General features: G+C 60.9%; 8 protein-coding genes and 1 tRNA gene. 2 read left to right on the top strand and 7 right to left on the bottom strand.

What is annotated here, in order from left to right; all coding sequences use genetic code 11:
• Positions 1-13: 13 nt before the first annotated feature.
• Together AS156_RS16315 and AS156_RS16310 are read right to left on the bottom strand one after the other, a co-directional pair.
• Positions 14-1,078 (bottom strand): IS630 family transposase, encoded by a 1,065-nt coding sequence (locus tag AS156_RS16315; protein ID WP_066503481.1) that lies wholly within the window; start codon positions 1,076-1,078, stop codon positions 14-16.
• Positions 1,079-1,120: 42 nt separating this feature from the next.
• Positions 1,121-1,591, bottom strand: a complete 471-nt coding sequence (locus AS156_RS16310) for a sugar-binding domain-containing protein (protein ID WP_245312851.1) — start codon at positions 1,589-1,591, stop codon at positions 1,121-1,123.
• Between the two features lie 143 nt (positions 1,592-1,734).
• Between AS156_RS16310 and AS156_RS16305 the strand changes: the two genes are divergently transcribed.
• Positions 1,735-2,046, top strand: coding sequence for a hypothetical protein (locus tag AS156_RS16305; protein WP_066506080.1), 312 nt, complete (start codon positions 1,735-1,737; stop codon positions 2,044-2,046).
• A gap of 307 nt (positions 2,047-2,353) precedes the next feature.
• Here AS156_RS16305 and AS156_RS16300 read toward each other — a convergent pair.
• The 5 genes from AS156_RS16300 to AS156_RS16280 form a co-directional block, all read right to left on the bottom strand.
• A tRNA-Lys gene (locus tag AS156_RS16300) sits at positions 2,354-2,429 on the bottom strand.
• Between the two features lie 162 nt (positions 2,430-2,591).
• A complete protein-coding gene (locus AS156_RS16295) occupies positions 2,592-3,176 on the bottom strand; it encodes a Spy/CpxP family protein refolding chaperone (protein WP_066506077.1) in 585 nt (194 codons plus the stop codon).
• 221 nt (positions 3,177-3,397) lie between these two features.
• On the bottom strand, positions 3,398-4,687 hold the full coding sequence (locus AS156_RS16290; RefSeq protein ID WP_066506075.1) for a TRAP transporter large permease: 1,290 nt from the start codon (positions 4,685-4,687) through the stop codon (positions 3,398-3,400).
• On the bottom strand, positions 4,687-5,259 hold the full coding sequence (locus AS156_RS16285; RefSeq protein WP_066506068.1) for a TRAP transporter small permease: 573 nt from the start codon (positions 5,257-5,259) through the stop codon (positions 4,687-4,689). The genes AS156_RS16290 and AS156_RS16285 overlap by 1 nt, the downstream gene beginning before the upstream one ends.
• Before the next feature lie 277 nt (positions 5,260-5,536).
• Positions 5,537-6,541 carry a TRAP transporter substrate-binding protein gene (locus AS156_RS16280; protein ID WP_066506066.1) on the bottom strand — a complete coding sequence of 335 codons (1,005 nt, stop codon included), beginning with the start codon at positions 6,539-6,541 and terminating at the stop codon, positions 5,537-5,539.
• Between the two features lie 873 nt (positions 6,542-7,414).
• Here AS156_RS16280 and AS156_RS16275 point away from each other — a divergent pair.
• Positions 7,415-8,378: IS481 family transposase (locus AS156_RS16275; protein ID WP_066501212.1), on the top strand; the 964-nt coding region annotated here is incomplete at its 3' end.

Genomic DNA, 8,378 nt, shown 5'->3' with positions numbered 1-8,378 from the left:
CTAGTACCCGGAATCAGAGTTGATTGATACGGCGGCCCTTGAAACGGCGTTGACGGATCTTTTTCTTGGTCCAGACGAAGGGCTCGGCTTTGTCGTTGTAGGCGTTGACGTAGGCATCGATGTGTTCCTGAAGCTGCTTGAGGCTTGTGAAGGAGGTGCCGCTGAGCGACTGCCCCTGCAGGATTGAGAACCATACCTCGATCTGGTTGAGCCAGGACGCACTCGTCGGTGTGAAATGGAATTGCACATTGGGATGGGCCTTGAGCCAGCTCTCATTCTTCTTGTGGGTGTTGAGGTTGTCGAGGATGACGTGAAGCTTTCGGCCCGGAAAGGCCGCGGTGAGGCTGTTCATGAAATCGAGAAACTCGACACGGCGACGGCGTTTTGAATGCGTAGCGATGATCTTTCCGGTGGCGACTTCGAGCGCTGCAAACAATGTCGTGGTGCCATGCCGCTTGTAATCGTGGCTCTGGCCGGTCAAGGCGCGGCCATTGGGCAACTTCAGATAGCCCTGCGCTCGCTCCAAAGCCTGGATCGAGGGCTTCTCGTCCACGCAGAGCACAATAGCCTTCGCCGGCGGGGCGACGTAAAGGCCAACGACATCGGCGGCTTTGGCCGTAAAGTTCGGGTCGTTGCTCTCACACCAGGACTTGCGAGCCGCGAGGTCAATCTTGTGGCTGCGCAGGAACCGCCAGACATATTGGACGTCAACATCGCCTAGCGCCTCGGCCAGCAGAGGGCCGGTCCAGCGCGCAAACCCTTGCGGGGGCGGCTTATCCAGCAGCTTCAGAATCCGCTTGTCGGTCGTCTTCGTATAGATCGGCTGCTTGCCGGGCCGCGGCTTGTCTTGCAGCCCTTCAAGGCCTTGGTCGGCATAGCGATGCCGCCAAACGCTGACAATCCGCGGCTGGACCCCAACTTCCTTGGCGATCGACCGGGTGCTGCGCCCGTCCGCCGCTAACAGGACTATCCGCGCCCGCTTCAAATCGCGCTGCAATGTCATCGGTGAGCGACAACACGCCTCAAGCACCTTGCGATCTTTCCTCGAAAGGCGGACTTCTCTTGCTTCGGGTATCATCCCGACCTTGAATCACGACTCACGTTCCAAGAAAAGCGGGTACTAGGTTAAATCGCCATCGCGCGTTAGCTCCTTGTTTGAGCATGATCTTTTCGGAAAACCGCTTCGCACTTTTCCGGGGTCTTTAGTCGGCGGATTGACCACGCACGCGGCAAGCTCATGGTCGATCACATGTGCTTCCGCATCGAGATAGTGGCCACAAACGTCCCCCACGGCGCCGACACTCAGCAGTGCTCGCCAAACCGTCCTGTTGATCAGGCCATATTCCGGTGCCTTCGACTTCTCGGACAGATCGATCGCCACAATCAGCGCCATATCGAGATGGCGGATCATCGCGAGCACGCGGCGCGGGTGAAGGCGCTCAAGCTTCGGCTTCAACTTGATGCGGTGCCGCCCGAACTCTTCGTCAACGAGGACAATGGCGAGCCACATGACGAGAGCACCTACCGTCATCGGGTATCGACGGCGCGCGCGGTTGCCGTATTCCGCATTCTTGCACACGATACCGCGCACCAAGCGATCGTTCGTTCGGAGCGACTGGCCAGCGAACGGACCATAATCGCCGAAGGGCTATTCGTACCCTTCCCCCTCGATGAAGGAACAAGGCACAGCGCGCACGCGCGGTCGATCAGCGCGCGCGAGCACTGGCGGAATGCTTGGATGCGCAGGCAACGCGCGACAGCAATAGCGATGACACGGCGTGGTTTCTGAAGCCGTGCCCGTCGCTCATGTTCGTCAACGGCGCCGGCGAACTCGACCAAAAGCATGTCCAGGACCTGCGCGATACCTGCGTCATGCTTCTCGATCGTGCTGGCTGCGACTTGCTGACGATCTGCGACATCACTGGGCATTCATACCAAAGCGCGCAGACCATCGTGAAGCACTACCGCCATTGCAATGCGGCTCGCGCCGATTCCGGCATCGACATGCTTGAATTGCAGGTGCGGAAGGACGGCATGAAAGGCTGAACGAGACCGCGAGGTGTGCTTTAGCGGCGCATGAGCTGCGGCCTTAAGCCCGCAGCTGAAACCAAGTCGCGCAGCGCGCCGCCGGTCTCGCGTGCTGTGTTGCATTCGGAGAACGAGCCCAGCGCTTCGGCACAGGGTCATCCGTGAACACGCGGGGTTGGAAATCGGCGATTGCCCGCGCCCGACGAACAACACTCCCAAATTATCCAACTTGTCGCACGGCGTACGACACCAAAAGCGTCGCACGAGACCCCGGTTTGTTCGACCGAAGCAAACAAAAAGCCCTTTCGGGCCAATCTCTTAAGGGTGGTGGGCGCACCAGGGCTCGAACCTGGGACCCGCTGATTAAGAGTCAGCTGCTCTACCAACTGAGCTATGCGCCCGGAACTGGTCCGGAAATGACCCTCGCAAGAGAGCCGCCGTTTAGCAAAGCGAACCCGGGATGTCCAGCAAGCTGACGCGAGTTTTCCCGACTTTTGGCAATTGATTCCGACAGGCATAAGCCGTCGGATTCCGGCGGCTTTTCCGTGGCTTGTCGCGGATGCTCAGAGCCGGCCCGACCGCTCCCGATCCGGACCGCCATCGTGGTCGTCACGGTCCTGACCGCGGCCGCCGCGTTCCCAGCGATCCATGCCGCGCTCGAGGCGGTGGCGGCGCCAGCCCTCGGCACCGAAGCCGCGGCCTTCCATGTGGGTGAGCATGGTCAGCCGCCGCTTCTGGTTGTCGTCCAGCGTCTTGTAGAGCGGATCGGCGGCATCGGCGATCTTCTTCAGCGCACCCGCGGTCACCGACATATTGTCGGCACGCTCGCGCAAGCGCGCCACCGGGTCATCCGGCCTCTCGGCCTGGTCGGCATCGTTCTTGTCCGCGGCCATCCGCGCATTGGCGCGATCGATCCGCATCTTGGCGAAATCGCGCACCGCGGACTCGACCGGCGGCCACAGCTTCTCCTGGTCTGCCGTCAATTTCAGGCCGGCGTGCACCGCGGCGATGCGCGCGTCGAGGAAGGCGGCCCGGTCCTCCGGGCTCATCCGCATATGATCATGAAACCACGGTCGATGCTGGGCATAGACCACCGTCGAACCGGCGAGCGTCAGCGCCGCGACTCCGGCGAGCAGAACTTTCTTCATGCGAACCTCCTTTAAAGGTTGCCTGAGGATGATGCGCACAGCCCGTGGCTTCAACTTACGGATTAGACAGAGAGACCTCTCTTACCAAGATGTAATCCGCTTCGTTGCCCGCCAGAAATATAGCAGTACGCTATTGCGCACTTTGGTTTCCTGCTTGCGCACGATCTCCGCGCAGACGCGTACCGCATCTGTCGCGAGGGAACAGCGCGCGCTGTTCCGGATCACGGGCCGACCATTCCCAGCATGCGCGGCAGCCACAGCGAGATCTCAGGCACGTAAGTGATGAGACCGAGGAACACCAGCATCGCGCACAGCCACGGCAGCACCGAGATCGTGATCTCGCTGATGCCCATCTTGGCGATACTGCTCGCGATGTAGAGATTGAGCCCGACCGGCGGGTGGCACAATCCGACCTCGGTGTTGACGATCATCAGGATGCCCAGATGCACCGGATTGACGCCGAGCTTGGTCGCGAGCGGATACAGGATCGGCGCCATGATCAGCAGGATCGACGACGGATCCATCACGTTGCCGGCGAGCAGCAGGATGACGTTGACCACCAGCAGGAACATCCAGACCGAGAAGTTCTTGTCGATGATCCAGGCCGCCATCTCCTGCGGGATCTGCTCATGCGTCATCAGGAACGAGAACAGCACCGCGTTGGTGATGATGTAGAGCAGCATCGAGCTCATGCTCGCGGACTGCAGCAGCACCTTCGGCACTTCGGAGAGCTTGAGCTCCTTGTAGACGAACACGGTGATGAAGAAGGCGTAGGTCGCGGCGACCGCGGCCGCTTCGGTCGGCGTGAAGATGCCGCCATAAATGCCGCCGAGCACGATCACGATCAGCAGCAGGCCCCAGATGCTTTCGCGGAATGCCTTGAACTGCTGGGCAATCGTCGCGCGCGGCATCTTCGGATAGCCGTTGCGCTGCGCGACGAAGAAGGTCACGCCGGCCAGCATCAGCGCGAGCAGGATGCCCGGCACGATGCCGGCCATGAACAGCGCGCCGATCGAGGTGTTGGTGGAGACGCCGTACAGCACCAGGATGATCGAGGGCGGCACCAGGATGCCGAGCGCGCCCGAGGTCGAGATCACGCCGACGCCGAAACGCTTCGGATAGCCGTGATCGACCATCGCCGGCATCATGATCGAACCGATCGCGACCACGGTGGCGACGCTCGAGCCCGAGATCGCCGCGAACATCGCGCAGGCCGCGACGCCGGCGAGCCCGAGGCCGCCGGGCAGATGCCCGACCAGCGATGTCGTGAATGCGATCATCCGCCGCGCGACGCCGCCGCGGGTCAGGAAGGTACCGGCGAGGATGAAGAACGGGATCGCCATGATGCCGAAATTGTCGAGGCCCGAAAACAGCTTCAGGCCGACGCTCTCGATCGGCACCTCTGTCATGGTGAACAGGAAGGTGAGCACGGTCAGGCCGAGCGAGATCGAGATCGGCATGCCCGTCAGCATCAGGGCAAACAGCAGTCCGAAGATAAGTGCGGCGCTCATCACGCTTCTCCAAGCGCGACGGGCGCGGTCTTGCTGGTCTCGATGCCGTCGACATGGGAGGCATCATGGTGCGGCAGCTCGCCGGTCCGCCAATAGCTCCAGCACACCTGCAGGAAGCGGAAGCACATCAGATACGAGCCGAGCGGGATGCAGGCGTAGACGATCCAGCTCGGGATCTCCATATCGGGCGAGACCTGGTCGGTGTGCATCAACTCAATGACGAACTTGGCGCCCATCGTGCCGACGATGCCGGTGAACAACGCGCCGCCGAGCAGGCCGAAGGTGATGATGCGCTTGCGCCAGTAATCATTGAGGCGGTTGATCAGGACGTCGACACCGACATGGATGCCAGTGCGCACGCCGTAGGCGGCACCGAACTTCGCCATCCAGATGAACATGTAGATGCAGAGTTCCTGCGACCATGCGAGATTGATGCCGAACAGGTACGGATAGAGGAACGGCACGTCCACCAGGAAGCGGTGCAGGACGGTGACGAAGGTGAGCAGCGTCGCGGCGCCCATCAGGCTCGCGATGATGATCTCCTCAAGCCTGTCGAGAAATTTCAGCAGCATTGATCTCCCCAGTCATGGCCGGACACGGCAACCGGCCACGCCCACTTGCCGCGGCCCGATGCGGCCGCGGCGCTCATTCGCATACGTGACGGCACTCTGTCGCGAGGCCGATTCCGCTCGATGCCTTACAGATCGCATTGCACCGAAGATGCAATGCGGGCGGGGGCTCTATCCACAACGGGACTTGCGGTAGCACCCCCACCCCGCCCTCTCCCCCACGCGGGAGATGGAGCACAATCAGTTCGCGGCCGCCATCCGGCCGGATTTGAGCGCGATATCAGTTGATCGGGGGCTGGCCCGTTTCCTTCAGGAACTCGTCGATCAAGGGCTGGCCGACGCGCGATGCAACTTCCTTGTAGACCGGCATCATTGCCTTGCGCATCGCCGCGTTCTGCTCCGGCGTCAGGCTGATGATCTCGGTCTTGCCGGCCTTCTTGATCGCTTCAAGCGCTTCGTCGTTTTCCTTGGCGGACTGGCTGTTGCCGAATTCCGTGGCTTCCTTCATCGCCTTGGACAGCTCGTCACGGATATCGGCCGGCAGACCATCCCAGAACTTCTTGTTCACGATCACGACGTAGCCGATGTAGCCGTGGTTGGTCTCGGTGGCGTACTTCTGCACCTCATGCATCTTCTGGGTGTAGATGTTCGACCAGGTGTTCTCCTGGCCGTCGACCACGCCGGTCTGCAGCGCCTGATAGACGTCCGAGAACGCCATCACCTGCGGGATTGCACCGAGCGAGCGGAACTGGGCTTCCAGCACCTTCGAGGACTGGATGCGGAACTTGAGGCCCTTGTAGTCGGCGGGCGCGACCAGCTTCTTGTTCGCGCTCATCTGCTTGAAGCCGTTATCCCAATAGGCGAGACCGGTCATGCCCTTGGAATCCAGCTTCTTGAGCAGCTGGGCGCCGAGCGGGCCGTCGGTCACCTTCCGCAGCGCCTTCAGGTCGGGCAGGATGTAGGGCAGATCGAAGACTTCGAATTCCTTGATGCCGATCGGGCCGAACTTCGAGTTCGACGGTGCCAGCATCTGCACGGCGCCGAGCTGCAGCGCCTCGAGTTCTTCCTTGTCCTTGTAGAGCGTCGAGTTCGGATAGACCTCAACCTTCACTTTGCCGTTGGTGTACTTCTCAGCCAGTTCCTTGAACTTGTCCGCCGCCTTGCCCTTCGGCGTGTCCGAAGCCACCACGTGGCTGAACTTGATGATGATCGGCGAATCCGCCAATGCCGGCCCGGCAAAAGTCATTGCCGCGATCGAAGCCGCAGCCAAAATGAGTTTACGCATGTATCCTCCCGCGTAATTGCGGGGCACGAACCGCCGGCCCCGAGACATCCGGCCGCACCATTACAGTCAAGCTGCGACGAATGCCATTGCCCCTTTAGCAGGGGCTGATTTCGCTGTTGTTGCACTGCAATATTCGCAGCGACGGTATCCCCTTCGGCCGTTGCGACCGTTCGATGACACCGCCGCACGCTGTGCCCGGTCGTCGCCATGACGTCAATGCGAGGTTTGGAAATGACGAATTCGCCGGCCGCGAATGCTGGTGCCATTCGCGACGATCGGCCATCACCGTGAGGAGCAGGGATGCAGACAAGATTCTCGGTGTCATCACCCGCGCATGGCACATGCGGGTGATCCAGTATTCCAGAGGCGGCTGAGATTGAATCGATGGGCCGCGGCGTATTGGGTCGCCCGGTCCCGTCTACGCCAAGGCTTCGACGCGGCTTGCGGTCTCTGGCGCGCCGAAGCTTTAGCGGAGGCGGCAAGCCGGGCGATGACAGTTGTGGTTGGGATACAGCTTCGCGTTCTCGCGACATGAACCGTCCGAGCTTTGCCTTTCGTTCCGCCCTCTTCGAGCAGAGGGCGCAGGGAAAGCCGGGTGCCGATCGCACCCATGGGCCCTGTGCAATGAAAAAAGCACAGGGGGTAGGACCACAGGTGTAACCGGAGCACTCCGGCTTTCCCTGCGCGATGGGTTACGGCTTATACGTGCTCCCCGGTGAGACTGGGCTTGTTTGTCACCGTCCTCCGCAAAAACGCTTTCGCGTTTTGCGGGGAGACACCTGCCACTAGGTGTGAGCTTTCAGGAGGTTGTCCATCTGGTCTGAACCGAGGAAGCTGAGGTTGCGAAACTTCAGTGTTCCCCGGAGAGACCAGATGAACATCCACAAGAATGCGCCTTTGACGCCGAAAGGTCGAGAGGCGATGGTGCGGAGCGTGATCGAGGGCGGCCTGACGAAGGCCACAGCCGCGCTCCAATTCAATGTGACGGCAAAGACGGTCGCCAAATGGGTCAAGCGCTTCCGCGCATTAGGCGTCGATGGTTTGCGGGATCGTTCCTCGCGGCCTCATTCATTGCCAAGCCAAACCCCGGCAGCCACATGCGCCGCTGTCGAGACGTTCCGCCGGCAGCGCCACACCGGCAAACAGATCGCGCTCGAAGTTGGGGTCTCCGCAGCAACCGTCAGCCGTATCCTGCGCCGACTCGGTTTGAACAGGCTGGCTGCCCTGGAGCCGGCCGAGCCGATCCGGCGCTATGAGCGCCAGCATCCTGGTGAACTGATCCACATAGACATCAAAAAGCTCGGCAAGTTCAATCGGATCGGCCATCGGATCACCGGCGATCGACATGGGTCGAGCAATCTGCGTTCTCGCCGTCAAGGGCCAGGCTGGGAATACGTACATGTCTGCATCGACGATGCGTCACGGATCGCTTTCAGCCAGGTCATGAAGAACGAGCGAAAGGGTTGCGCCATCGCTTTCCTCAAGGCGGCCGTGGCCTACTACGTGAGCCTCGGCGTGAAGGTACAGCGCGTCATGACCGACAACGGCGCGTGCTACAAATCCTTCGCCTTCCTAAGGGCGTGTAAGCGCCTCGGCCTCAAGCACATCCGCACCAGGCCCTATACACCCAAAACCAATGGCAAGGCCGAACGCTTCATTCAAACCAGCCTACGAGAATGGGCCTATGCGCAGGCCTACAACACCTCAGCAGAAAGAGCAGCCGAGTTGCCACGATGGCTTCATTGCTACAACTGGCATCGTCCTCATGGCAGTATCGGCTCAAAGCCACCGATCAGCAGACTCGGATTGACCGGGAACAACCTCTTGAGGCTCCACA

Origin of the sequence: Bradyrhizobium macuxiense, assembly GCF_001542415.1 — a bacterium.
In the GTDB taxonomy this organism is placed as follows: Bacteria; Pseudomonadota; Alphaproteobacteria; order Rhizobiales; family Xanthobacteraceae; genus Bradyrhizobium; species Bradyrhizobium macuxiense.
Note: the sequence above shows the minus strand (reverse complement) of the source record. Positions and strands in the feature narration are given on the sequence as shown.